Source organism: Alcaligenes nematophilus, assembly GCF_026344155.1.
In the GTDB taxonomy this organism is placed as follows: domain Bacteria; phylum Pseudomonadota; class Gammaproteobacteria; order Burkholderiales; family Burkholderiaceae_B; genus Alcaligenes; species Alcaligenes phenolicus.
This window is the reverse complement of sequence record NZ_JAPKMZ010000002.1, coordinates 675192-697621: the sequence shown is the minus strand read 5'-3', so window position 1 is coordinate 697621 and position 22430 is coordinate 675192. Positions and strand designations below refer to the sequence as shown.

The window sequence follows — 22430 nt, the reverse complement described above, 5'->3', positions numbered from 1 at the left end:
TAAGGGGTACGGGTATTTGCTTAACCCTGTGTTATGAAGGGTTAATAAAAAAGCATATGACATCAAGGTTTTGCCAATCCTAGAATTAAAGCACTACAAACAGAAAATGGATGGCAAGGAGACCTTATGCAAGGCGTATACACAATCGCCCCGTTGGCTGCGGCTGTATCCCGCAAAAACACCCTGTCCCGCTGGGGACGTGTCAGCAGCAAAGCTGGCTTGATGCTGGCCACATTGGCTGCCGGCGTGGCCTTGAGCCTGCCCGCTCATGCGGTCAACCCCAATCAGGGCAAGATGTTCAAGGTGGCTGCAGACGTGGGCCTGGTTCCGTTTTTCATGCGCGGCACCGATGGCAAGCTGGATGGCTTTTCCAATGATCTGACCCAGGAAGTGGCCCGACGCATGGGTTACGAGGGGGCGGAGGTCATCGACACCCCGTTTTCCGCTATTTTTGCGGGCTTGTTTTCCAGTCGCTACGACATGGTGGCGGCTCCCACCAACACCACACGTGAACGTGCGGAGCAAATGCTGTTTGCCGAGCCGTATATGGCGGGCGGCCTGAGCTTTCTGGCTAAAAAGGGCGCGACCGTCAATGCGCTGGAAGACCTGAAAGGCAAGACCATTGCCGTCAATAACGGCAGCTTCTCGGACCGTTGGTTGCAGGACAATCAGGAAAAATACGGCTACAAGATCCAGCGCTTCAACAAGAACACGGATGCTGTGCAGGCCGTGGCTATTGGTCGCGCCTTTGCCAATATGTCCGAGACTCCTTTGGCACGCTATATCGCCACCCAGACCCCCGCACTGGCCCCGGTCTACGACATGACCACCGAGGCTAACTACGCCTTTGCCTTCCGCAAGGACGACACGGCCCTGCGTAATCGCGTGGATGAAGTGCTGGAATGCATGAAGCAGGACGGCTCTCTGTCCAAGCTGCATGTGAAGTGGTTCGGTACAGAACCCAATGCTGGTACGGCTATGACGGTGATTTTCCCCGGCTATGGCGTGCCCGACTTCCCTGGCTACGAGCCCACCGAGCACACCCCCGACTGCTCCCGTCCTTAAAAGCGCCTTCGCGCTGTTTCTCTAGCTATATGGCCCTGCAGGGGCCGGTCCCCGCCTGCCCGACTGGCAGGCGGTCAAGGAGCGACCATGAGTGAAATTGTCCGCATCCAGGGCTTGCGCAAATCGTTTGGGCAGGCCGAAATTCTTAAAGGCATAGACCTGAGCGTCAACACCGGCGAAGTTGTCGTGATGATTGGCGGCTCGGGCTCGGGCAAAAGTACCTGTCTGCGCTGCATCAACCGTCTGGAAACCCCGACCAGCGGCACGATTGTGGTGGCTGGCAGTGATGTGACCTGTCCGCGCACCGACCTGAACCAGGTGCGCCAGAACATAGGCATGGTGTTTCAGGGCATACACCTGTACCCGCATATGACGGCGCTAGGCAATGTGATGCTGGCGCTGCGCAAGGTGAAAAAAGTGCCCAAGGCGCAGGCCGAAGAGCAGGCCCGACATCATCTGGAACAGGTGGGTCTGGCCCAGCGTATCGAACACTATCCCAGCCAGTTGTCCGGCGGCCAGCAGCAGCGGGTGGGCATTGCCCGCGCGCTGGCGCTGGAGCCCAAAGTCATGCTGTTTGACGAGCCTACCTCGGGTCTGGACCCGGAGCTGGTCGGTGAAGTGCTGAACGTGATGAAACGCACCCGCGATGCGGGCATGACCATGGTGATTGTTACGCACGAAATGCAGTTTGCCCGCGAAGTAGGGGACCGCATTGTGTTCATGGACCAGGGCGTGATTCTGGACCAGGGCAGTCCCGATGAAATTCTGTGTAAGCCGCGTCACAAGCGTATTCAGGATTTTCTGAGCCGCATGAACTGAGGCCGGCCATGGATCAGATAATTTATTACTTCTTTAACTGGACGCTGATCAGCCCCTATTTGCCCGAGATCATGCAGGGCTTTTGGGTCACGCTGCAAATGGCCGTGATGACCGTGGTTCTGGGCACTGTCCTGGGCCTGGGTCTGGCCGTGTTGCGTTGCTACGGCTGGCGTCCCGTCAATATCTTGATGACCTTGTATGTGGACGTGTTCCGTGCGATTCCGCAGCTGGTCATTATTGTGCTGGTGTTCTTCGCTTTGCCGTCCCTGGGGATTGTGATTGAACCCGTTCCTGCCACCGTTCTGGCCTTGAGCCTGGTGCTGTCTGCCTTTGCTGAAGAAATCTTCTGGTCTGGCATTGCTGCGGTGCCTACGGGGCAGTGGGAAGCGGGCCGGTCCACCGGCATGGGTTTCAGTCAGACGCTGTTTGCCATCATCCTGCCGCAAGCCGTGCGCCTGGCGATTCCACCACTGACCAATCGCGCTATCGGAATTACCAAAGGCACCACCTTGGGTTCGGTGATTGCCGTGCCTGAGCTGCTTAATGTGTCCAGCAATATCCAGTCCAACATCGCCAACCCCACCGCCTTTACGGCCGGGGCCATTTTGTTCTGCCTGATTTTCTTCCCCTTCGTTCATCTGACGAGGGTGCTGGAACGGCGCTATGCGATCAAGTCGTAGGAGTGACGCGCTATGGAACTGATCGATACTTTTCTGAACCCGAAGATTCTTGCCGCCAGTTGGCCCTTGCTGCTTCAGGGCTTGTGGCTGACCGTCAAGCTCTCGGTGATCATCGTGCCGCTGGCTGCCTTGCTGGGTCTGGTGATTGCCTGCCTGCATTACCAGCAGCATCGCTGGCTGAACAGGCTGATCCTGCTGTACGTGGATTTCTTTCGTGCCTTCCCACCTTTGGTGCTGCTGATCTTCATTTACTACGGCCTGCCGTTCCTGGGCCTGCCCTTGAATGAGTTTTCCGCCACGGTGCTGGCGCTGGTTTTGAACAGCAGTGGTTACTTCGCGGAGATTTTCCGTGCCGGGTTGGAGTCGGTGTCCCCCGGACAGAACGAGGCGGCGCGCTCCACGGGTTTGAACGCCCGTCAGGCCATGGCCTATGTGGTTGTGCCCCAAGGTGTGCGCAATGTAATTCCGGATCTGGCCAGTAACACGCTGGAAGCCATCAAGCAGACCTCGATTGCTTCGGCCGTGGCCTTGCCTGAACTGCTGCGTTCGGCCCAGATCGTGCAGGGCGAGACCTATAGCCAGACGCCTCTGGTGGCCGCTGCGCTGATTTACTTCATTCTTCTCTGGCCCTTGGTACGCATGATTTCGCGTATGCAAAAGCCATTTGTTATTCCACGTTGAGCCTAAGCGTAATTATGAAAAATAAAGGTGTCTTTTCCATTTGCCCCACTCCCTTCAAACCGGGTGGCGAGCTGGATTTGCAAAGCCTGGTCAGTCTGGTGAATTTCCAGCTGGAAGCCGGTATTCACGGCTTGGCGATTTTGGGGGTGATGGGTGAACTGCACAAGCTCAGTACCTTTGAGCGTCGGCGTGTCATTGAAACCGTCGTGGCGGCAGTGCGCGGTGCGGTGCCGGTCTGGGTGGGGGTGCGGGCCATGGGAACGGCAGCGGCGGTGGAGCAGGCTCGCAGCGCTGAAGATCTGGGGGCCGATGCGATTTTTGTCGCTCCCTTGGCGGGGGCGGATGACGATATGCAGGTGTCCTTTTACCGCCAGATTGTGCAGGCTATTCGTTTGCCGGTGGTCATTCACGACTTCCCGGAACTGTTCGCCGCCCGCATCAGTCCGGCCTTGGCTGTGCGTTTGAAGGCAGAGGCGGGTGTGTCCATTCTGAATTCCGAAGACCCTCCCGTCGGACAGAAGATTACCGCTGTGCGGGGTCTGTCTGGCGATGCCTTGCCGATCTTGAGTGGCCTGGGTGGCATGCATTTTCTGGAGGAGTTGCAACGGGGCGCGGATGGTGTGGTTACCGGCTTCTCCTTTCCGGAAATTCTGTTGAAAGTCTATGCCTTGCATCGTCAGGGCGAGCAGGAAGAAGCCGCCCGTGTGTTCGACCGTTATTGTTCGCTGATCCGTTACGAGTTTCAGCCTTTGGTGGCACTGGCTTTGCGCAAGTATTCCTATATGCGTCGTGGCATCATCGCCTGCGATGCGACGCGGGATCCGGCGACGGCTCTGGACCATATCAGCCGGGATGAGTTTGAGGCTGTGGTGCGACGTGTGGGTCTGGACTTGTCCGCCAAGGGTGTGCAAACCGTTTAAACCTTGCTGTTCTTGAGTAACTGCTGCATTTGTTGGATTTGCCGGGTAAATAACGTCTGGGGGGCCCCGGCGTTATTTAGCCGGTTTTTTTGCTTGCGCTTCTTCTTCTTCTTCTTCTTCTTCAGTTTCCTGAGCGTTGGGGAGGGCGCTGTTTGTGTGCAGAGCAGGAGGTTTGTGAGACAAGGAGCGCAGAGAGCCTGCATGTTTAGATAGTGCTTCGTGGAAACGCCGGTCTGGGCCGGGGGGCCGTCCTCCGGGCTTGGCTCCTTGCCGGTGCTGCGCACCGGTACCCTGGTCAGGCTTGCTATTCGGGCGCGCCCTGAACTCGCGAAAGTGCCTTGTCCACAGGACAAGGCACAAGCATTTCGCTCAAACAGCAGGGCGCTTGTACCCCGAATAGCAAGCCCGCCTGCGGCAAGAAGCCTGAATCGCCCAGAGGACGGCCCCCCGGCCCAGACCGGCTCACAATGACTATCAATATGAGGTTTTCGGCTTTTTGGAGCCTGACCGTATGTGGTTCTTGCGGCTGTTGTAGCGGCGGGAGGGGCTTGAGGGGGGCGAGGTTGGCGTGTTGATCGTCGCTCTCAATAGTTAGCGGTGGGTGTGGGGGGACGCAAAAATAGGAGCCAGGCACTAACTATTGGGAGCCAGGCACTTCATGGGAGCATGAACCTTGCTCAGGATATCCAGCTCAACAAAATGTTGTGCGTAATCGGGAGCTTGTCGTGCGTCTTTGACGCCAGAGCCAATGCGCTTGTCACGGTGATTGTTGTTGTCTCAGTCTCTTGTTCTTTTAGGTTTTCTTGCTCACTCAGGCGCTTTTATAGGCGCATAAGGAGTTGGTACAAGGACGAGAGGTGCTGCGGCCAGGCGGCTTTGGGTTGAAAAGCCTTTGATCAGGAGCTGGCCTCTAGCCTGCCTGGGTGCTGCCAGAGTTTTTGAAGTGGCTGGAGTCGCGCAGTATGATCAGACATTCTGCCCTTGGATCGGGATTGCCATGTTTGCCTATGTCGGGCTGCGTACTGCCTGCTTTGATACGCCTTTAGGGGCAATGCGTCTGCTGGTGGACGCTCAAGGAGCCTTGCTGCGTCTGGACTTCGAGGAAGAGACCGTACATGGTCTGACGCCCGAGCAACTGGCCGGGCTGATCCCGGAACCTGCTTTGGCCGAGCCCGTGCAGACTCAACTGGACGCGTATTTTGCCGGCAAGCTGCAGCAGTTTGATCTGCCTTTCAGCCTGCAAGGGACAGAGTTTCAGCAACAGGTCTGGCAGGCCTTGCTGACTATTCCCTATGGTCAGACCTGGACCTATGGCCAGATGGCCGAACATCTGGGCCGTCCCAAGGCGGTCCGTGCTGTGGGCCAGGCCTGCGGCCTCAATCCCATCAGCATTATCGTGCCGTGTCACCGCGTGCAAGGCGCCAATGGCATGTTGACCGGCTTTAGCTCCGGTTTGCATCGCAAAGCCAGCTTGCTGGACTTTGAACGCCGTGTGCATTTGACTGGCACGGGTGACATCCAGGCCAGCATGCCCGCCCAGCTGGATTTGTTCTAAAGCAGGACAGGGCTCACTCCGTACCCAAATCAACAAGCCTCCGTGCACAGAATCACAAGTCCGGGCTTGTCCTCGTCCCTATACTGGATTCGTTAAGAATCAACTATTCCGTGTGGAGACAGACTATGGGGCAGGACGTACAAGCCGAGCGCAAGGCGATTCGCGAACACATGATTATTGACGGCAAACCCGTCACTGAATCTCAAGGGCCCACGATTCCCGTCTACGATCCCGCAACGGGACAAGTGATTGCGCACCAGCCCGAGGCCGGTGCTCAAGGCGTGGATCTGGCCGTGCGTGCTGCGCGCCAGGCTCTGGAGCAGGGCGAATGGGCTCAGATGTTGCCCGCTCAGCGCGAGCGCCTCTTGTTGCGTTTGGCTGATTTGATTGAATCCCACGCGGATGAGCTGGCTCGTCTGGAAACCCTGAACAACGGCAAGCTGCTGTTCTTCTCCTACGGCCTGGAAGTGGCGGCCAGCGCACAATGGCTGCGCTACATGGCTGGCTGGGCCACCAAGATGAATGGCGAATTGCTCTCGCCTTCCATCGGCTTTCCTCCCGGCGTGAAATACCATGCTTACACCCGCCAGGAACCGGTTGGTGTGGTGGGCGCTATCGTGCCCTGGAACTTCCCGTTGCTGATGGCGGTGTGGAAGATTGCGCCTGCCATGGCCGCCGGTTGTACCGTGGTTCTGAAGCCTGCTGAAGAGACACCGCTGACTGCCATTCGTCTGGCCGAGCTGGCTCTGGAAGCTGGTTTCCCCGCCGGTGTGATCAACGTGATCACGGGTCGTGGCGAAAGCACAGGTGCGGCTTTGACGGCTCACCCTGGCGTGAACAAGATTTCCTTTACCGGCTCCACGGAAGTGGGCAAGTTGATTGGTCATCAGGCCGTCAACGACATGAAGCGCATGTCCCTGGAGCTGGGCGGCAAATCCCCCGTGGTCATCATGGACGATTGCGATGTGGACATGGCCATTCAAGGTGCGGCCAACGCCATCTTCTTTAACCAGGGCCAGGTATGTACTGCCGGCTCGCGTCTGTTCGTGCAAAAAGGCATTTACGAGCGCGTGGTGCAGGGCGTAGCCGATCTGGCTTCTTCCATGACTCTGGGATCGGGCTTTGAGCAGTCCACCCAGATTGCTCCGCTGATTTCCGCCCGTCATCAGCAGCGCGTGCAGAACTACATTGATGTGGGCCGCCAGCAAGGCGGTCGCATGTTGGCAGGCGAGGGTGCTCGCCCCGAGCAGGGCTACTTTGTACGCCCCACCGTGTTTGCCGACGTCGCTCCCGATGCTCGCATCATGCGTGAAGAAATCTTTGGTCCCGTGGTGGTCGCGACCCCGTTTGACACCGAGGCGCAGGCATTGCAGTTGGCCAACGATACAGACTTTGGCCTGGGTGCCAGCGTCTGGAGTCAGGATCTGGCCCGCGTCCAGCGTTTGACTGCTGGCATCAAGGCCGGAACCGTGTGGGTCAACACCCACAACATGCTGGACCCCAGCATGCCCTTTGGTGGCTACAAGCAGTCCGGCCTGGGTCGGGAGCACGGGCGCGCTGCGGTAGAGGCTTACCTGGAGACCAAATCGGTCTGCATGGCCTACCCGGCAGCCTAGCTAGGGATAAAGGCGCGAACACAATAACGATACCGTTCGCGCCTCTTTGAGGAGACAACAATAATGTATGCAATTTTGCAGCGGACCGCTCTGGCCTTGGCCTTGAGCGGCGTCAGTGCCGGTGCCGCCCTTGCGGGCGACCCCAGTGCGCGGGACTGGATTCCTGCTCCGGTAGGGACCAATATCCTGGCCGTCTACATGATGGGCCTGAAGTCGCACGGTTTTTATGATCAGGGTTCACGAATTGGCGATAGCCCCAAGCTGAATGTGCAAGGCATGATTTACCGCCAGATGCACTTTCGCGAACTGGCCGGCAAGACGGTGCAGTACGAGCTGATCGTGCCCGGTTTTCGCAACACGCTGGATGTTCCAGGGCAAGACCGGGATCGCATGACCGGGATTGGTGATGTGACTGCCGGTGCCGCCGTGTGGCTGCACAACGATCCGGAAAACCGTTTCTGGTTTGCGTGGGAGCCTTTCATTACGGCTCCTACAGGTCGTTACCACGGCTCGCAGGCTGATGTGTCCTCCGGCAAGAATCGCTGGAGCACGATCCAGGACTTTGCGATTGTGAAAGGCTTTGGGGAGTCCTCCTTTGTGGAAGGCGTGGCGGAGTTCGAGTTCTTTGGCAACAACAAGAACTACTACGGCCAGACCCTGAAAAAAGACACGGCAATCCGCCTGATGGCCCTGGTTTCAACCAACCTGACTGAAAAGACTTATGTGGGTATGCGCTACCGCTACGAGACTGGTGGCCGTGAACGGGTCAATGGCCAGACCACGGCGACGCGTGCACGTAACCACCAGTTGGCCGCCGAGATCACCCACCAGTTGACCGACGCTCACCAGGTGCAATTGCAGTACATCCATGATTTGAAAGTCGAGAATGGCCCGCGCATGCGCGGCCTGCAATTCCGTTATGCCTATGCGTTCTGACAGCGTGGACGCCCATGAGGAGAGACATCCAATGAAGTCTAAATTTAAATTAACGACCGCCGCCGCCATGTTGGGGCTGATGGTACTGGCCGGTGGCGCGCAGGCCCAGGACAAGCCGCGCGAAGTCCTGACAGGTGGTCACAGTGTGTCTGCCCCGCAGGAAAACCGTATCTATGTCATGGACTCGGTGTTCATGCACCTGACCGAAAGCCGTGTGCACGTTTATGACTACACCAACGGCAAGTTCCTGGGCATGGTACCCACCGCCTTCAACGGCCACGTGCAGGTGTCCAACGACGGCAAGAAAATCTACACCATGACCACCTATCACGAGCGCATTACGCGTGGAAAGCGCTCGGATGTAGTGGAAGTGTGGGATGCCGACAAGCTGACCTTCGAGAAGGAAATTTCCCTGCCACCCAAGCGTGTGCAAGGTCTGAACTATGACGGTCTGTTCCGTCAGACGACGGACGGCAAGTTCATCGTGCTGCAAAACGCCTCGCCAGCGACCTCGATCGGGATCGTGGACGTGGCCAAGGGTGATTATGTGGAAGACGTCACAGCTGCCGCCGGTTGCTGGAGTGTAATCCCCCAGCCCAACCGCCCACGCAGCTTCATGACTATTTGTGGCGATGGTGGCCTGTTGACCATCAATCTGGGCGAGGATGGCAAAGTCGCCAGCCAGTCGCGCAGCAAGCAGATGTTCTCCGTGAAGGATGATCCGATCTTTATCGCTCCGGCTCTGGACAAGGACAAGGCTCACTTCGTGTCCTACTACGGCAATGTCTACAGTGCGGATTTCAGCGGTGACGAGGTCAAGGTAGATGGCCCCTGGTCCCTGCTGAACGACGAGGACAAGGCCAAGAACTGGGTGCCCGGTGGCTACAACCTGGTGGGTCTGCATCGCGCCAGCGGTCGCATGTATGTGTTCATGCATCCCGATGGCAAAGAGGGTACTCACAAGTTCCCCGCGGCCGAGATCTGGGTCATGGACACCAAGACCAAGCAGCGTGTAGCCCGCATTCCAGGGCGTGATGCCTTGTCCATGACCATTGATCAGCAACGCAATCTGATGCTGACCCTGGACGGTGGCAATGTGAACGTCTATGACATCAGCCAGCCTGAACCCAAGTTGCTGCGCACCATTGAAGGCGCCGCAGAAGCATCCTTGCAAGTTCAGTTCCACCCAGTTGGGGGTGTCTGATATGGACCCGGTCCTGACCTACGCCAGCCTGGCTTGCTTGGCCGTGCTGATGGGACTGGGGGCGCTGGATAAACTGCGTCACTTCAGCCTGTTCGAGGCAGCCGTTGGCGGTTATCGATTGTTGCCGGAAGTGTTGCTACGACCGTTCAGTGTGCTGTTTGTCGCTGCCGAGGCCTTGAGTGCGCCTTTGCTGCTGTGGCCAGCCAGCCGTTCGCTGGGGGCGGTTCTGGCCCTGTGCGTCCTGCTGGTCGCCACCAGTGGCATTGTGATGAACCTGCTGCGTGGCCGCCGCGATGTGGATTGCGGCTGCTCCGGGCTGGGGGAATCCTCCGGTGGTCTGTCCTGGTGGCTGGTGGCTCGCAATGCCTTGCTGGCTGCGCTGGCCGTGGCCAGCGGTGACTGGGCCATCAGCAGCGCCCGTGAACTGGTCTGGGTGGACGGTTTGACCTTCTTTGGTGCCACCTTGGCCTTGCTGGGCCTGTACTATGCGGCCAACCAGCTGATCGAATCCCATCTGAAATTCCAGAAAATGCAGAATTCTTAGGAGACCTAAATGACCGCTTTAATGATTTCCAACGTCATTTTATGGGTAATCGTACTGGCCCTGGTGCTGGTTGTACTTGCCCTGTCGCGCCAGATTGGCGTGTTGTACGAACGGGTAGCCCCCATGGGCGCCCTGACTATGGATAAAGGCCCGCAGGTGGGTGATGCCGCTCCCGTCATGGAATTGCAGGACCTGCGCGGTCGTGCCGTTACCGTGGGCGTGGCTGGTCCGCGTAGCCAGTTGATTTTCTTCATGTCGCCTACCTGCCCGGTGTGCAAGAAGCTCTTGCCCATTCTGAAGTCCATTCAGGGCTCGGAAGGTCAGTGGGTAGATATTGTGCTGGCCAGTGATGGCGAGATGCCCGAGCATCTGGCTTTCTACCAGAAAGCACAACTGGACGCCTTCCCTTACGTCCTGTCCACACAGCTGGGCATGGGCTTTCAGATCAGCAAACTGCCTTACGCCGTCCTGATCGACGAGAACGGTGTGGTGCGCGGCAAGGGTCTGGTCAATTCGCGTGAACAGCTGGAAAGCCTGTTTACCGCCAAAGACCTGGGCGTGGCCTCGGCGCAAGAATACTTGGCCGGTGACTCGGGCATGAAGCAAGTGCAGGTATCACGAAAGGAGAACGTCAATGCGTTGGCTGGATAAATTTGGGGAGAGCCTCTCCCGTTCTGTGGCCCACAAGACTTCGCGTCGCAGCGTGCTGCGCTCGGTGGGCAAATTAATGGTCGGTTCGGCCTTTGTGTTGCCTGTATTGCCGGTGGCTCGCGCCGCCGGTGGTGGTGGCAGCAGCAGTGGTGCCGATCACATCAGTCTGAATCCCGATCTGGCGAATGAAGACGAAGTGAACTCCTGCGACTACTGGCGTCATTGTGCGGTGGACGGGTTCCTGTGCTCTTGCTGCGGTGGCACGACCACCACCTGCCCTCCGGGCTCGACGCCTTCGCCCATCTCGTGGATTGGCACTTGCCACAACCCGCATGATGGCAAGGACTACCTGATCAGCTACCACGACTGCTGCGGCAAGACCGCTTGTGGCCGCTGCCAGTGCAACACGCAGACCCGTGAGCGTCCTGGTTACGAGTTCTTCCTGCACAATGACGTGAACTGGTGCATGGCGAACGAGAACAGCACCTTCCATTGCACGACATCGGTACTGGTTGGCTTGGCTAAAAACTAAAAAAGCCCGTCGGGCTGCCAGGATTACGGGGGGAGCGGTCCTTGAGACGTCAGTTCTCTTCCGTATGGGCAGTCCCCCAGGGTTTGCATAAGGTGCCGGGCGGCCAGGATGGCGTCCGGCCACTTAAGGAGGCATCACTGTGTGGACATCTTTGCGCCTGGCCTGTTTGGGCGCCGTACTCCTGGCGTTTACGCCTTGGGCCCATGCCCAAGAAGAGATGGCCGGAACGGGCGATTACCTGCAAAGTTCGCAGGCTTTCAAAGACTATATGCTGCAATGCGCAGGTTGCCATCGCTACGATGGCCAGGGCCTGACGCATCGGGGCATCCCCAATTTCAACCAGTCCATTGGCTTGTTTACACGCTTGCCAGCTGGACGGGACTATATGATTCGAGTGCCCGGTGCCTCGCAGTCGCAACTGGATAATGCCGATCTGGCTCGTGTGCTGAACTGGATTGTGGCCAAGTTCAGCCCGGAAGAAATGACACCCGATTACCGACCCTTTACCTCGGCCGAGGTAGGGGCATCGCGCCGGCATCGTTTTGATGATGTACTCAAGGCGCGTACGGAGCTAACCGTCAAGATGAACAGTATGGGTCTGGAGCCTGCGCCCTACCTGTACGGCTCCATGGATCGCTGATACAGCGGGTTAACGACCGTAGACGCTTGAATTTTTTAGGGCTATAAGAAAGGGGGCATATTCTGCCCCTTACCCCGATCAATTGCGTTGGCCGAAAGGGCACTCAGGCAATGTCTATGTTATTGCGCACTCCCTCTGCTTCTTTCAAGAGCCTGGCTGCTTGGCAGGAAGTGGTGTGCGCGTACTTTGTGCCCTTGGAAGTTCAGCCGGATTCTCGCCGTGGTTTCTCCAACCGGGCGGCCACCGATCGCATGGGTTCGGTCGATGTCATGGAACTGTGTACCAGCGCGCAGCGCGTGCGTCGTACCCAGGCCTTGGCCAGCCGATCCGAGCAGGCACTGTACAAGGTCACCTTGCAGATCAGTGGCAGCAGTCAGATTCAGCAGGATAATCGCAGTGGCATCTTGCACGCCGGGGAGTGGGGCATTTATGACACCACCCGCCCTTACGAGGTGGCCGTGCAGGATCAATCCCACTTTCTGGTCTTGCAGTTCGAGGAAGAGCGTTTACTGCCTTGGTTGCCCTGGCTAAGCGATGCGGTGGCCCGTTCGTTCTCCGCCACCACAGGTCCGGCCCGAATTGCCATGGATATGCTGCGTTTGGGTTTGCAGGAGCGCGGGCACTTGTCGCCCTCGGCTTTGAGCGAACTGTCCCAGACCGTGATTCGCATGATGGCTCTGAGCCTGGCCGATGGTCGCCCGGTGACGACCGAGTCCGCCCTGGACGAAGTGCGGCGCGGGCAGCTGCTGCAAATTCAGCAATACGTGCAGGATCATCTGGGTGATACCGGCTTGAATGCCCAGTCCCTGGCGCTGCAATTTCGCATTTCACGCCGTTATCTCTACAAGCTGTTCGAGCTGTGCGGGCAAGCGCCTGCCGACTACATCATGGCCGCCCGTCTGGAGCGCGCCTGTCAATTGTTGGTGGACGGCAAACCCGGTCGGCAGATCAGTGAGTTGGCCTGGCAAATGGGCTTTTCCGACGCGGCCGTGTTCAGCCACGCCTTCCGGCGACGCTATGGCGTATCGCCCAGCGAATGGCGTCGCAGCCGTATTTGCGGCGATTAAGTACAGCTACGTAGACGCAACTCCGACTTATCGCAGACGGGTCGGATTTCTATCCTAGAGGCTCATGATTATGGGGCGGCCGGTGTGGTTCGCCCGGCTTCTCAAGGACAGTCTTATGCGTCTACACCTCGATTGTGCGTTGCTGCACACCCAGCCATCGTGGGCTCAGAATTTACAGGCCATCATCCCGCCTTGCGAGCGTTTGCAGCTGCATGTTCTGCAGGCGCCACCACCGCCCCATCCCGATCAGGAGTATTTGTTTTTGCGCAGCGCATCGGCCTTGCTGCTGCGTTTTGATGCCTGTCTGATTCCCATCGAAGCGGCCACCCTGATTCACGTGCGCCGAGCCTTGTCGGCGGCTCAAGGTCATTTGCCAGTGCCGGTCTTTGGTTTGCTGCGGGGTGCCATCAAGGCCGCTGCCCTGACAGATCTGCTGGAACTGGGCCTGGCAGACTACGTACGCGAGCCTTTATGCCTGGACGATTTGCGCGCCCGCATCAATCGTCAGCGTTTACAGACCTCTTCCCACGCTTTGAATGAACCGGGGCTGTCGGGTCGGATACACTATAGGGTGCAGGAAAACCAGGATCTGGTCCTGCACCCCGGCCCAACGGAGCAGCGCCTGTCGCAAACGATCTTGCAACAGGAGGGGACAACGCTGGAAGCCTATGCCGCTGCGGTAGCCTCGCGCTACGCCAGCAGCCAGGAATCTTTCAAAGTTGCCAAGGGACGGATAGTGGCCCGCTTCGAGCAGGCTTATATCCACGCCGCCCTTGATCGCCATAGCGGCAATATCGCCATGGCGGCCCGCTCCGCGCAAAAGCACCGGCGTGCTTTCTGGGCACTGATGCGCAAACACCATATCGATGCAGCACGCTTTCGATCCGCGTCAAACCCAGACGACGAACACGATGGTTAAAATTAACAGGCATTTTTCAATAGGGATTGCCGTGTCTTTACCTCAATTAAAAAACGATGTTTTCCTGCGCTCGCTGTTGCGCGAACCTGTGCCTTACACCCCCATCTGGCTGATGCGTCAGGCCGGGCGTTATTTGCCTGAATACAATGCCACCCGTGCCCAGGCTGGCTCCTTCATGCAATTGGCTCAGAATCCCGAATTTGCGTGCGAAGTAACCTTGCAGCCCCTGCGTCGTTTCGATCTGGATGCCGCCATTCTGTTCTCGGACATCCTGACCGTGCCACACGCCATGGGCCTGGGTCTGGATTTCGTCGCTGGTGAAGGCCCGCGTTTTGCCCGTCCTGTACGCAACGAAGCCGACGTCATGGCGCTGGAAGCGCCGGACATGGCCAAGCTGCAATACGTGTTTGATGCTGTCTCGCTGATCCGCAAGGAACTGGACGGCAAAGTACCGCTGATCGGCTTTGCCGGCAGCCCCTGGACCATTGCCTGCTACATGGTGGAAGGCCAGGGCTCGGACGACTACCGTCTGGTGAAAAGCATGATGTATCAGCGTCCGGACCTGATGCACCGCATGCTGGAAATCAATGCCCAAACCACCTGCGACTACCTGAACAATCAGATCCGTGCCGGCGCACAGGCTGTGATGCTGTTCGATAGCTGGGGTGGTGTATTGTCCGACTCCCTGTTCCAGGAATTCTCCCTGGCCTACACCCGTAAAGTGGTTGATGGCTTGATTCGCGAGCATGACGGCAAGCGCGTCCCTGTCATCGTCTTTACCAAGGGCGGCGGCATGTGGCTGGAAGATATTGCTGGCTGTGGCGCTGATGCCATGGGTGTGGACTGGACGGTGAACCTGTCCCGTGCGCGCGCTCGTATTGGTGACAAACTGGCCTTGCAAGGCAATCTGGACCCCATGACCATGTTCGGTGGCGAAGAAGCCATCCGTCGTGAAGCCCGTCGTGTTATTGATGACTTTGGCCCTGTGGGGCAGGGCGGTCACGTGTTCAACTTCGGCCACGGTATTTCGCGTTTCACCGATCCGGAAGCCGTGGGCATTCTGGTCGACGAAGTGCATTCCTACAGCCGTCGACACCACAGCGTTTGATAGTCTTTGCGCACGGGCTGTCGCAGCTTGTGCGCAAAGTTATGCACACAGACAGGGCTGGGTTTGAGGTCTTTATATTTAAGGTTTAATTTCAATACCCAGTTTTAATTAGTTGATTTCTCTGCGTTTTATCCTTATTTCAGAGATATTGAAAATTAAATTGTATCTGTGCTTGCTTCTTTGTATTTTTTGTTCATGTCATTTTCCCCAAAGTTATCCACAGGTCGCTAAGCTCTTGACTTATCAGGCTTTCAGCCAGGCCAGCCCTTTTTTGAACCACCATCCATGACCGCCACTCCTGACGCTATTTCTGCATCGGCAAGCACCGGACCTTTCTGGCTGCATGTGGCTTTGGACGTTCCCCTGGATGGGGTGTTTGATTATCAGCACCACGAACCCGTCCTGATCGGACAGCGGGTCATTGTGCATTTTGGGCGGCGGCAGATGATAGGCGTGGTGGTGGCCTTGCCGGAGCAACCTTCCTACCCGCCCGAGCAGGTCAAGGCGATTGATCAGCTGCTGGATGACTTGCCGCCTTTCCCGCAGGACTGGTTGCGGATGGCGCGCTTTGCGTCTACCTATTACCACCGTCCGCTGGGCGAGGTCATGATGCCGTCCTTGCCAGGGCCTTTGCGCAAACCCTCTGCCTATCTGGGCAAGCGTTCCGCTGGTGGGCCGGTATTGCGCATGGCCAAGCGCAAGGAAAAGAAGGTGGAGCCGGTGGACAGCGACGTCCTGCCCGTGCTCAATGCCGAGCAGCAGGCTGCGGTAGATGGCATTGTGGCGGCCAAACCCGGAAGCTGCCTATTGCTGCATGGCGTAACGGGTAGCGGGAAAACCGAAGTCTATATGCGGGTGCTGGAACAAGTGCTGGCCGCTGGTCGGCAAGTCCTGTTCATGGTGCCCGAAATCAATCTGACGCCTCAGTTCGAGCAGGTCCTGCGTGCCCGCTTGGCGCGCGTCTTGCCCGGCGATGTGCTGGCTGTCTTGCATAGTGGTCTGTCCGAAGGTGAACGGCTGCGCTCCTGGTTGCGCGTCAACAGTGGTCAGGCGCGCATTTTGTTGGGAACACGGCTGTCCATCTTCACGCCCATGCCCGAGCTGGGCCTGATTATTGTGGACGAGGAGCACGACGCTTCTTACAAGCAGCAAGATGGCTTGCGTTACTCCGCTCGGGATCTGGCTGTGTGGCGTGGCTACGATCTGAAAGTGCCGGTGGTGCTGGGTTCAGCCACCCCTTCGCTGGAAAGCTGGAATCATGCTCGACAAGGGCGCTATAGCCTGTTGAGCCTGCCCAAGCGTGCGCGAGAGGTTTCCTTGCCGCGAGTGCGTCTGGTCGATACCCGCCATTTGCGCCTGGAGTCGGGTTTTTCTCCTCAGTTGCTGGATGCGCTGGAAGCGTGTCTGGACCGTGGCGAGCAGTCGCTGGTGTTTATCAACCGGCGTGGCTATGCGCCTGTGCTGCATTGCGCCTCTTGCGGCTGGCTGTCTCAATGTCCGCGTTGCACGGTGTACACCGTGCTGCACCGGCAAAATGGCTTCAAGCACAATTTGCAGTGCCACCATTGCGGTTATCAGGCCCCCGTGCCGCGTGCTTGCCCGGATTGCGGCGATCAGGACTTGCAGCCTATGGGTCGGGGCACTCAACGTATTGAAGAGTTTCTGGGCGAGCGTTTTCCCAATGCCCGCCTGGTGCGCATCGACGCGGATAGCACCCGCTTGAAGGGCAGCGCGCAGCAATTGTTCGAGCAGGTGCATGCGGGCGAAGTGGACATCATGGTGGGCACCCAGATGGTGGCCAAAGGTCATGACTTCACCCGCTTGAGCGTCGTCGGTGTGCTCAATGCCGATGCTACCTTGTTCGCCCATGATTTCCGCGCGCCCGAGCGTCTGTTTGCTCAACTGATGCAGGTAGCAGGCCGGGCCGGTCGCCATACCGAAGGGGCGGATGTCATCATCCAGACGGGCTACCCGGAGCAGGCCGTTTATCAAAGTCTGATTAAGCACGATTACATAGGCTTTGCCCAAAGCGCCTTGAACGAGCGCGAGTCCGTGGGCTTGCCGCCTTTTGCCTATCAGGTGCTCCTGTCTGCCGAAGCCCCGCAATTGGCAGATGCGATTCGCTTGTTGACCCAGGCACGTCGTTTGCCTGAAGAATATCCGAATGAATTTCCGGGCGCGGATCAGGTTTTCCTGTACGATCCCGTGCCCTTACGTGTTTTGCGCGTTGCCAAAGTCGAGCGGGCCCAGTTGCTGTTGGAAAGCGCCCATCGTCCGGCCTTGCAAGCCTTTGTGCGCTATTGGGGACCCCAGGTCGCGCAGTTGGCCAAGCAGCATAAAGTGCGCATTACGATTGAGGTCGATCCCCTCGAGATTTAAGATTCTCCAGGCTCATGTATATGCAGGACGGTAGGAGCATCTTCAGTACATCAGGGTGTATCCTTGTGCGCTATTTAGTTGTGCACGTTGTTTGGCGTTGAACCTCGTTTTCTTGCCTAGTATTCACTGATTCCACCATGTCCACCTCTGTCACTACACCAGGCCATACTGTCCCCACCGACCTGAACGCCATGCAGCGTCAGGCCGTGTTGTATATGGATGGGCCCTGTCTGGTCCTGGCTGGAGCCGGTAGTGGCAAGACGCGAGTCATTACGCAGAAAATCGCTTATCTGCTGCGCGAGTGTGGGTACACGGGCCGACAAGTGGTCGCACTGACCTTTACCAATAAAGCCGCGCGTGAAATGAACGAGCGGATTCGCGCCCTGGTAGATCCCAAGCTGTTGCGGGGGCTGACCGTCAGCACCTTTCACTCTCTGGGCTTGCGCATGTTGCGTGAGGAAGCCCAGCACGTGGGTTTGAAGCCACGCTTCTCCATTCTGGATTCCAACGATGCGCTGGCAATTATTCAGGAACTGCTGGCTACCACGGATAAAGGCCGCCTGAAGTCCGTTCAGCAGGAAATCTCCTTATGGAAAAACGCCTTGATGGGGCCGGACGATGCGGAGCGTGCCGCAAACTCGCCAAGCCAGATCGAGGCGGCTCGTATTTACCGCGACTACGCCGCCACCTTGATTGCCTATCAGTCGGTGGACTTTGATGATCTGATCCGCTTGCCTGCGCAGTTGATGGAAGACAATCAGGAAGTACGCGAGCGCTGGCAGCGTCGGGTGCAGTATCTGCTGGTGGACGAGTATCAGGACACTAACCTCTGTCAGTATCGGCTGGTGCGTTCTCTGACGGGGCAGCGCAATATGTTTACCGTGGTGGGGGACGACGATCAGGCCATTTACGCCTGGCGTGGCGCTACCGTGGAGAATCTGGCGCAGCTTCCCAAGGATTACCCGGACCTGAAAGTCGTGAAGCTGGAGCAGAACTATCGCTCGGTGCAGCGCATCTTGCAGGCTGCGAATAATGTTATTGGCAATAATCCCGTCGTGTTCGGTAAAAAGCTCTGGTCTGACCTGGGCTTTGGTGAGCCTATCCAGGTCCACGTGACGGACGACGAGCAGAACGAGGCCGATTCAGTGGCTATGCGTATCTCGGCAGAGCGCTTTGAGCGTCAGGCCGAGTGGCGAGATTTTGCGGTGCTGTACCGTGGCAACCATCAGGCCCGCATCTTTGAGCAGGCGCTGCGCAATCTGCGCATTCCCTACACCATCTCGGGTGGGCAGAGTTTCTTTGACAAGGCCGAGATTCGCGACATCCTGTCTTACTTGCGAGTCGTTGCGAACGACGATGATGATCCGGCATTCATCCGCGCAGCGACGACACCCAGGCGCGGAATTGGGCAGGCTACCTTGCAGGTGCTGGGTCAGTTTGCGGCGGAACAAAAGCTGTCTTTATATTCCGCCGTCTCGCAAATCGCTCTGACGGATCGCTTACCGGAAAGGCAGTTGGAGCCTTTAAGTGTCTTTGCGCAGTTTATTGGCCGTATCCAGCAAAGAGCGGACCGGGTAGAGAGCGATCAGGAAGGACACGAGACGGCCGTTAGCGAATTGCTGGACGAGCTCCTGCGGGCGATTGATTACGAGCGCTATCTCTACGATATGTTCGACGAGCGCCCCGCGCAGACTCGTTGGGAAAACGTGCTGGAATTGATTACCTGGCTGAAGTCCAAAGCGGCAGACGATCAGCTGAGTTTGAATGACTTGGTGCAGCGAGTTGCCCTGATCACCATGTTGGAACGCGGTGAGGATGAAGACCCGGATGCGGTCAAATTGTCCACGCTTCATGCTTCCAAGGGGCTGGAGTATCCGCATGTGTTCCTGGTGGGGGTGGAAGAAGGGTTGCTGCCGCACATTGGGCGCGATGACGAAGATATAGACCCGGATAAAGAAGCCGATATTCTGGCCCAGCGCATTCAGGAAGAGCGGCGTCTGATGTACGTGGGTATTACGCGTGCGCAGCGCAGCTTGCGCTTGAGCTGGTGCAAGAAGCGCAGACGCGCACGTGAGAATCTGGTGCGTGAGCGCTCACGCTTTATTGATGAGATGAAGATCGAAGACCCTGGTGCCCAGGAAGATCCGGCGCAGGCGGCTTTAAGTCCCAAGCAGCGGCTGGATATGCTGAAGAACTTGTTGAGCAAGTCTTGAGTAGTTCTTCTTGATCAAGGACGATTTCGTGTTGGGCCTATGTTTTGTGAGGCACCGTAGTTCTGCAGGCCAGCTTTTGCTGGCCTTTTTCATGTTCTGCGGCGCTGGAAGAAACGCTTTCCGTGCCTGGGCTTGTCTTGATCTTGGGGCAGGGGAGACGTCTTGTGAGGTGCTTGCGCCCAATGAGCCAAGGTTCTGCGGTGCATGAAGGTGTGCCCTTGGAAAGGTGGCATTGGCAAACGCAGAAAAAACAAAAGCCTGCTAAATCAGCAGGCTTTTCAACATCAAGCGGTGTTTTGCTTGAGCGTTACGACGGTGATGCGTGGCTTACCAGTAGCTGGCCGACATGCGGGAATCGCGGATGCGGGCTTCGTTCAAGGCACGGGTCAGTTCGACCATGTACTTGAACACCACGTTTGCGGCTTTGGAAACTTGTTTGGCCGCTGCTTTGGTCAGTGCAGTTAAAGACACGGATTCACCATTTTCCAGGGCATGCTGCATTACCCCACGCTCAACAGCATCACTCCAGTGAATGTAGTGCGAGTAAGTGGTCATGGTAGACATTTGCTTTCCCTTTAAGGTGAAGGTCTAAGTTACGAATCCTCATTATAGGGTTTTCCCTAGTCTAAAAGCAAGGGTAAACCCTAGGGATTGGATTAGCCTGTGGTTTTTAGGGGAAAACCCTAGGGTTGTTTGGAAAGGGAAATTAAATCAAAGGCTTATGGGGGTGGGGTTTGTAGGGTTTTGCGGGTTTTAGGTGGGAAGTGGAGTCCTTGCGGCAGCCCTTGCTGGCTTGAGGCTGGGTCGGAGCGGAAGCTTGCCGGTGCTGCGCACCGGTGCCCTTGTCTGGGGCTGTTGTAGGGCGCACCTTGAACTCGTTCAGTGGTTTGTCCCCCGGACAAACCACAAGCGTTGAACTCAAACAGCAAGGTGCTTGCATCCCTACAACAGCCCCAGACGGCGGCAAGCCCCCTGAATGCTCCAATCCAGCCTCAAGCCAGCAAGGGCTTCAGAATGGTGGCAACCAACAACCAACAACCAACAACCAACAACCAACAACCAACAACCAACAGCCAACAGCCGACAACCCACAACTAATCGCTCTGGCTGCTTCTTGCTGCAATCCGTTGCCAGGCAAATAAAGCTGGCAGATATGGATGACAGGCTCGTAGGCTAGTTGTAGGCAGCAGGCAGCAGGCAGCAGGCAGCAGGCAGCAGGCAGCAGGCAGCAGGCAGCAGGCAGCAGGCAGCAGGCAGCAGGCAGCAGGCAGCAGGCAGCAGGCAGCGAGCCGCAAACAACAAATAAGAACCCGCGAAGTCAGGGGGCCTGGAAGTGATCTCGTTCGCTTGAGGACAAACAGCCAGCCGTTTATCGCGGCTGGCTGTTTGTGTACTGGTACTACCAAGAAGGCTTAGCGGGGAAGTGTCGAACTCCCCATCAGGAACTCGTCTACGGAACGGGCACATTGGCGGCCTTCGCGGATGGCCCAGACGATCAGGGACTGGCCGCGTCGCATGTCTCCGGCGGCGAAGACTTTGGCTCGGCTGGTTTGGTAGTCATCCGTGTTGGCGGCGACGTTGCCGCGCTGGTCGGCTTCTACGGCAAAGGCGTCCAGCACTTGGCGTACGGGGGCGGTGAAGCCCATGGCCAGCAGGACCAGGTCGGCGGGGAAGGTCATTTCGGAACCAGCGATGGGTGTCATGCTCATGCGGCCTGTCGCGGGATCGGTTTTCCATTCCACCCGCACGGCGCGCAGTTCTTTGACTTGGCCGTTCTTGCCTTCCAGCTCTACGGTGTTGATCGCCCAGTCACGCTCGCAGCCTTCTTCGTGCGAGGACGAGGTGCGCAGCTTCATGGGCCAGTAGGGCCAGGTCAGCTCTGTGTTTTCCTGCTCGGGTGGGCGGGGCATCAGTTCGAACTGGGTGACCGATTTTGCGCCTTGGCGTGTGCTGGTGCCCACGCAGTCCGAGCCGGTATCACCGCCGCCAATCACTACGACATGCTTGCCTTGAGCGCTGATGGCGGGAGTGCCTCGCGAACCGGCAACTTGCTGGTTCTGGATGCGCAGGAAGTCCATGGCGGGATGTACGCCTTGCAGCTGGCTACCGGGGGCCTCCAGCAGGCGGGGGGTTTCGGAGCCGCCTGCCAGGATGATGGCGTCGAACTGTTGTTCCAGCTCGGTAGGGGACAGCACGGTCAGCCCCGGTTCCTGGGCGGCTTGATCTTGTGCCTGACCAATATAGGTAGAAGGGCAAAACTGCACACCCTCGGCCTGCATTTGGGCGATGCGACGATCTAGCAAGTGCTTGTCCAGCTTGAAGTCGGGGATGCCGTAGCGCATCAGGCCACCAATGCGGTCGCTTTTCTCGTACACGGTGACCTCGTGGCCGACGCGTGCCAATTGCTGGGCACTGGCCAAGCCGGCAGGGCCGGAGCCGATGACGGCCACGCGTTTGCCGGTTTTGTGGGTAGGCACTTGTGGCACAACCCAGCCCTCTGCCCAGCCTTTGTCGATGATGGCGTGCTCGATGGATTTGATGCCCACGGGCGCACGGTCGATGTTCAGGGTACAGGCTGCCTCGCAAGGAGCGGGGCAGATGCGGCCAGTAATTTCCGGAAAGTTATTGGTGGAGTGCAGCACGTCCAGCGCTTCTTTCCACTGCTGACGGTAAACCAGATCATTCCAGTCAGGAATGATGTTATTGACCGGGCAGCCGTTGTGGCAGAAAGGGATGCCGCAATCCATGCAGCGGGCGGCCTGCTGGCCTGCCTGCTCGTCGTTCAATACCTGGACAAATTCTTTCCAGTGCTTGACCCGCTTTAAAGGAGCTTCTACGGCTTCTTGCAGACGTTGAAACTCAAGAAATCCAGTCGTCTTTCCCATGATGTGTCGTTTCCTG

At 57.7% G+C, this 22430-nt stretch carries 20 protein-coding genes; 18 read left to right on the top strand and 2 right to left on the bottom strand.

Features of this window, described 5'->3' with window-relative positions; translation table 11 throughout:
• Positions 1-126: 126 nt before the first annotated feature.
• The 18 genes from OSH04_RS08345 (at position 127) to OSH04_RS08260 (ending at position 19529) form a co-directional block, all read left to right on the top strand.
• Positions 127-1065 (top strand): substrate-binding periplasmic protein, encoded by a 939-nt coding sequence (locus tag OSH04_RS08345; RefSeq protein WP_026484057.1) that lies wholly within the window; start codon positions 127-129, stop codon positions 1063-1065.
• Positions 1066-1152: 87 nt separating this feature from the next.
• A complete protein-coding gene (locus OSH04_RS08340) occupies positions 1153-1884 on the top strand; it encodes an amino acid ABC transporter ATP-binding protein (protein ID WP_009462730.1) in 732 nt (243 codons plus the stop codon).
• A gap of 8 nt (positions 1885-1892) precedes the next feature.
• Entirely contained in the window at positions 1893-2564 is a 672-nt protein-coding gene (locus OSH04_RS08335; RefSeq protein ID WP_060186146.1) for an amino acid ABC transporter permease, read from the top strand.
• Between the two features lie 12 nt (positions 2565-2576).
• A complete protein-coding gene (locus OSH04_RS08330) occupies positions 2577-3245 on the top strand; it encodes an amino acid ABC transporter permease (protein WP_009462726.1) in 669 nt (222 codons plus the stop codon).
• Positions 3246-3259: 14 nt separating this feature from the next.
• Positions 3260-4165, top strand: coding sequence for a dihydrodipicolinate synthase family protein (locus OSH04_RS08325; protein ID WP_137430809.1), 906 nt, complete (start codon positions 3260-3262; stop codon positions 4163-4165).
• Between the two features lie 997 nt (positions 4166-5162).
• Positions 5163-5720, top strand: a complete 558-nt coding sequence (locus OSH04_RS08320; RefSeq protein WP_009462720.1) for a methylated-DNA--[protein]-cysteine S-methyltransferase — start codon at positions 5163-5165, stop codon at positions 5718-5720.
• A 125-nt stretch (positions 5721-5845) separates the two neighbouring features.
• Positions 5846-7336 (top strand): aldehyde dehydrogenase family protein, encoded by a 1491-nt coding sequence (locus OSH04_RS08315; protein WP_021447061.1) that lies wholly within the window; start codon positions 5846-5848, stop codon positions 7334-7336.
• Positions 7337-7399: 63 nt separating this feature from the next.
• A complete protein-coding gene (locus OSH04_RS08310; RefSeq protein ID WP_052159243.1) occupies positions 7400-8272 on the top strand; it encodes a transporter in 873 nt (290 codons plus the stop codon).
• 31 nt (positions 8273-8303) lie between these two features.
• Positions 8304-9476 (top strand): aralkylamine dehydrogenase heavy chain, encoded by a 1173-nt coding sequence (locus OSH04_RS08305; RefSeq protein ID WP_009462712.1) that lies wholly within the window; start codon positions 8304-8306, stop codon positions 9474-9476.
• A 1-nt stretch (position 9477) separates the two neighbouring features.
• On the top strand, positions 9478-10020 hold the full coding sequence (locus OSH04_RS08300) for a MauE/DoxX family redox-associated membrane protein (RefSeq protein ID WP_009462709.1): 543 nt from the start codon (positions 9478-9480) through the stop codon (positions 10018-10020).
• A gap of 9 nt (positions 10021-10029) precedes the next feature.
• Positions 10030-10671, top strand: coding sequence for a methylamine dehydrogenase accessory protein MauD (gene mauD / locus OSH04_RS08295; protein ID WP_009462707.1), 642 nt, complete (start codon positions 10030-10032; stop codon positions 10669-10671).
• Positions 10655-11203: an aralkylamine dehydrogenase light chain gene (locus OSH04_RS08290; RefSeq protein WP_021447059.1), complete on the top strand. Its 549-nt coding sequence runs from the start codon at positions 10655-10657 to the stop codon at positions 11201-11203. The genes mauD and OSH04_RS08290 overlap by 17 nt, the downstream gene beginning before the upstream one ends.
• 139 nt (positions 11204-11342) lie before the next feature.
• Positions 11343-11843 (top strand): cytochrome c family protein, encoded by a 501-nt coding sequence (locus OSH04_RS08285; RefSeq protein WP_021447058.1) that lies wholly within the window; start codon positions 11343-11345, stop codon positions 11841-11843.
• A 116-nt stretch (positions 11844-11959) separates the two neighbouring features.
• Positions 11960-12910, top strand: a complete 951-nt coding sequence (locus tag OSH04_RS08280; protein ID WP_009462703.1) for an AraC-like ligand-binding domain-containing protein — start codon at positions 11960-11962, stop codon at positions 12908-12910.
• A gap of 115 nt (positions 12911-13025) precedes the next feature.
• Positions 13026-13829: a hypothetical protein gene (locus tag OSH04_RS08275; RefSeq protein ID WP_266108247.1), complete on the top strand. Its 804-nt coding sequence runs from the start codon at positions 13026-13028 to the stop codon at positions 13827-13829.
• Between the two features lie 31 nt (positions 13830-13860).
• Complete coding sequence (hemE, locus tag OSH04_RS08270) at positions 13861-14937, top strand: uroporphyrinogen decarboxylase (RefSeq protein WP_035269211.1); 1077 nt, start codon at positions 13861-13863, stop codon at positions 14935-14937.
• 285 nt (positions 14938-15222) lie between these two features.
• On the top strand, positions 15223-17316 hold the full coding sequence (locus tag OSH04_RS08265) for a primosomal protein N' (protein WP_226349503.1): 2094 nt from the start codon (positions 15223-15225) through the stop codon (positions 17314-17316).
• Positions 17317-17453: 137 nt separating this feature from the next.
• Positions 17454-19529, top strand: coding sequence for a UvrD-helicase domain-containing protein (locus OSH04_RS08260; RefSeq protein ID WP_266108246.1), 2076 nt, complete (start codon positions 17454-17456; stop codon positions 19527-19529).
• Positions 19530-19856: 327 nt separating this feature from the next.
• Here OSH04_RS08260 and OSH04_RS08255 read toward each other — a convergent pair whose 3' ends face one another.
• Positions 19857-20093: a hypothetical protein gene (locus OSH04_RS08255; RefSeq protein WP_022983381.1), complete on the bottom strand. Its 237-nt coding sequence runs from the start codon at positions 20091-20093 to the stop codon at positions 19857-19859.
• 848 nt (positions 20094-20941) lie between these two features.
• Positions 20942-22414, bottom strand: a complete 1473-nt coding sequence (locus OSH04_RS08250) for a glutamate synthase subunit beta (protein WP_060186151.1) — start codon at positions 22412-22414, stop codon at positions 20942-20944.
• Positions 22415-22430 lie beyond the last annotated feature (16 nt).

Bases quoted from the DNA above. Each gene is read 5' to 3' on its own strand.
- OSH04_RS08255 (WP_022983381.1), bottom strand. From the start codon at position 20,093: ATGTCTACCATGACCACTTACTCGCACTACATTCACTGGAGTGATGCT.
- OSH04_RS08250 (WP_060186151.1), bottom strand. From the start codon at position 22,414: ATGGGAAAGACGACTGGATTTCTTGAGTTTCAACGTCTGCAAGAAGCC.
- OSH04_RS08340 (WP_009462730.1), top strand. From the start codon at position 1,153: ATGAGTGAAATTGTCCGCATCCAGGGCTTGCGCAAATCGTTTGGGCAG.
- OSH04_RS08260 (WP_266108246.1), top strand. From the start codon at position 17,454: ATGTCCACCTCTGTCACTACACCAGGCCATACTGTCCCCACCGACCTG.
- OSH04_RS08330 (WP_009462726.1), top strand. From the start codon at position 2,577: ATGGAACTGATCGATACTTTTCTGAACCCGAAGATTCTTGCCGCCAGT.
- mauD (WP_009462707.1), top strand. From the start codon at position 10,030: ATGACCGCTTTAATGATTTCCAACGTCATTTTATGGGTAATCGTACTG.
- OSH04_RS08300 (WP_009462709.1), top strand. From the start codon at position 9,478: ATGGACCCGGTCCTGACCTACGCCAGCCTGGCTTGCTTGGCCGTGCTG.
- OSH04_RS08325 (WP_137430809.1), top strand. From the start codon at position 3,260: ATGAAAAATAAAGGTGTCTTTTCCATTTGCCCCACTCCCTTCAAACCG.
- OSH04_RS08315 (WP_021447061.1), top strand. From the start codon at position 5,846: ATGGGGCAGGACGTACAAGCCGAGCGCAAGGCGATTCGCGAACACATG.
- OSH04_RS08305 (WP_009462712.1), top strand. From the start codon at position 8,304: ATGAAGTCTAAATTTAAATTAACGACCGCCGCCGCCATGTTGGGGCTG.
- OSH04_RS08275 (WP_266108247.1), top strand. From the start codon at position 13,026: ATGCGTCTACACCTCGATTGTGCGTTGCTGCACACCCAGCCATCGTGG.
- OSH04_RS08265 (WP_226349503.1), top strand. From the start codon at position 15,223: ATGACCGCCACTCCTGACGCTATTTCTGCATCGGCAAGCACCGGACCT.
- OSH04_RS08345 (WP_026484057.1), top strand. From the start codon at position 127: ATGCAAGGCGTATACACAATCGCCCCGTTGGCTGCGGCTGTATCCCGC.
- OSH04_RS08320 (WP_009462720.1), top strand. From the start codon at position 5,163: ATGTTTGCCTATGTCGGGCTGCGTACTGCCTGCTTTGATACGCCTTTA.
- OSH04_RS08335 (WP_060186146.1), top strand. From the start codon at position 1,893: ATGGATCAGATAATTTATTACTTCTTTAACTGGACGCTGATCAGCCCC.
- OSH04_RS08290 (WP_021447059.1), top strand. From the start codon at position 10,655: ATGCGTTGGCTGGATAAATTTGGGGAGAGCCTCTCCCGTTCTGTGGCC.
- OSH04_RS08280 (WP_009462703.1), top strand. From the start codon at position 11,960: ATGTTATTGCGCACTCCCTCTGCTTCTTTCAAGAGCCTGGCTGCTTGG.
- OSH04_RS08310 (WP_052159243.1), top strand. From the start codon at position 7,400: ATGTATGCAATTTTGCAGCGGACCGCTCTGGCCTTGGCCTTGAGCGGC.